This is a genomic window from Promicromonospora kroppenstedtii DSM 19349 (assembly GCF_000515355.1).
GTDB classification, from domain to species: Bacteria; Actinomycetota; Actinomycetes; order Actinomycetales; family Cellulomonadaceae; genus Promicromonospora; species Promicromonospora kroppenstedtii.
The window spans coordinates 63,603-65,545 of the sequence record NZ_KI911765.1 but is presented as its reverse complement, the minus strand read 5'-3'; the positions used below and the strand labels follow the sequence as shown (position 1 = coordinate 65,545).

Below are 1,943 nucleotides of genomic sequence, written 5' to 3'. Positions count from 1 at the left end.
CGGCGGATGGGCGGGCCGGGCACGGGCCGCCGCCGTGCGGCCCTGGCTGCTGCTCGCGCCCGCGCTGCTCGTGCTGGCGGTCCTGCTGCTGTGGCCGCTGGTGCGGGTGGGCCTGTTCTCGCTGCAGGACTACGGCCTGCGCGAGATCACCACGGGTGAGCCCAACTGGATCGGCCTGGAGAACTACCGCGAGATCCTGACGACGCCCGAGCTGTGGACGGTGGTGCTGCCCAACACCGTCGGGTTCGCCGTGCTGTCCGTGGTCGGTACCGTCGCCTTCGGCACGGCGGTCGCGGTGCTGCTCGCGTCGCTCGGTACCTTCTGGCGCACCGTCACCTCCAGCGCGATCATGGCGGCGTGGGCCATGCCCGCCGTCACCGGCACGTACGTGTGGGTGTGGATCTTCGACGCCGACCGCGGGGTCTTCAACGACGTCCTGATGAACCTCGGGCTGCTGGACGACCCGACCAACTGGTTCACCAACCGGTGGACGTTCTACGCGATCGTGCTGCTCAACGTGATCCACCACGGCTTCCCGTTCGTGGCCGTGACCGTGCTCGCGGGGCTGCTCGGGGTGCCGAAGGAGATGCTGGAGGCCGCCGAGATGGACGGCGCCGGCTCGTTCCGGCGGTTCTTCTCGATCGTCGTGCCGCAGCTGCGGCAGGTGTTCGCCGTCGTGATCATCCTGTCGACCATCTGGGACTTCAAGGTGTTCGCGCAGGTCTACCTGATGCCAGGCGGGGCAGGGTCCAACCGGTCCGTGCTCAACCTGGGCGTGTGGTCCTACGTCGAGTCGTTCGGGCAGAACCGGTACGGCTTCGGCTCGGCGATCGCCGTGCTGCTGACCCTGCTGCTGCTCGCGATCACCGCGGTCTACGTGCGGACCGTCCTGGCGGAGGAGGAACGATGAGCGCCACGCGCACGCCCCCGCGCGCGGTGAGCCGCACCCGGCCGGGCCCGCAGGTGCTGCGGCGCGGCGGGCGCCGGTCGCCCCTGCGCCAGCTCGGCAAGGGCGTGCTCGTGGCGCTGCTGCTCGTGTTCACGCTGTTCCCCGTCTACTGGATGCTGAACAGCTCGCTCGACGCGCAGGCCGGGCACACGAGCAGCTTCTGGCCTGCCGAGCCCACGCTCGAGCACTACGTGTTCGTGCTCACGGAGGGCGGGTTCGGCACCTTCCTGCGCAACTCCCTGCTCGTCGCGCTCGGCACCGTGGTGATCTCCTCGGCGCTCGCCCTGTTGGCGTCGGTGGCGGTGGCCCGCTTCCGGTTCCGGATGCGCACCCAGATCCTGATGCTGGTGCTCATCGTGCAGATGGTGCCGCTCGAAGCGCTCGTGATCCCGCTGTTCGTGCAGGTCCGCGACCTCCAGCTGCTGGAGACCCTGACAGGCCTGATCGTCGTGTACGTCGCGCTCGCCCTGCCGTTCGGCATCTGGATGCTGCGCGGGTTCGTCGCGGCCGTGCCGGTCGAGCTGGAGGAGGCCGCCTATCTCGACGGCGCGAGCTGGGGCCGCATGTTCTGGTCCGTGCTGCTGCCCCTGGTAGCACCCGGGCTGGTCGCCACCAGCATCTTCGGCTTCATCACGGCGTGGAACGAGTTCATCTTCGCGATGACGATGCTCGGCGGGGCGACCGAGAACTACACGGTGGCGATCGGCCTGCGCTCGTTCTTCGGCGTCCACTCCAACGACTGGGGCGCCATCATGGCGGCCTCCACGGTCATCACGGTGCCGGTGATGATCTTCTTCATCCTGGTCCAGCGCCGGCTCGCCTCGGGTCTCACGGCGGGGGCCGTGAAGGAATGACCGGGGCGAAGGAATGACCGACGCGCCGGCGGGGCCGACCCGGACGGAGCGGGCCGTCAACGGCGTGCTCCTGCCGGGGTTCGAGAGCACCGCCGGCGGCTCCGGCGGCGCGGTCCCCGACTGGCTGGCGGACGCCGCCC

2 protein-coding genes are annotated in these 1,943 nt (G+C 70.0%); both read left to right on the top strand.

Translation table 11 applies throughout. The features are described from left to right. Nucleotides 1-34: 34 nt before the first annotated feature. On the top strand, nt 35-910 hold the full coding sequence (locus tag PROKR_RS29810; protein WP_084800778.1) for a carbohydrate ABC transporter permease: 876 nt from the start codon (nt 35-37) through the stop codon (nt 908-910). Next, complete coding sequence (locus tag PROKR_RS29805) at nt 907-1,803, top strand: carbohydrate ABC transporter permease (RefSeq protein WP_245606032.1); 897 nt, start codon at nt 907-909, stop codon at nt 1,801-1,803. The genes PROKR_RS29810 and PROKR_RS29805 overlap by 4 nt, the downstream gene beginning before the upstream one ends. Nucleotides 1,804-1,943: the final 140 nt, after the last annotated feature.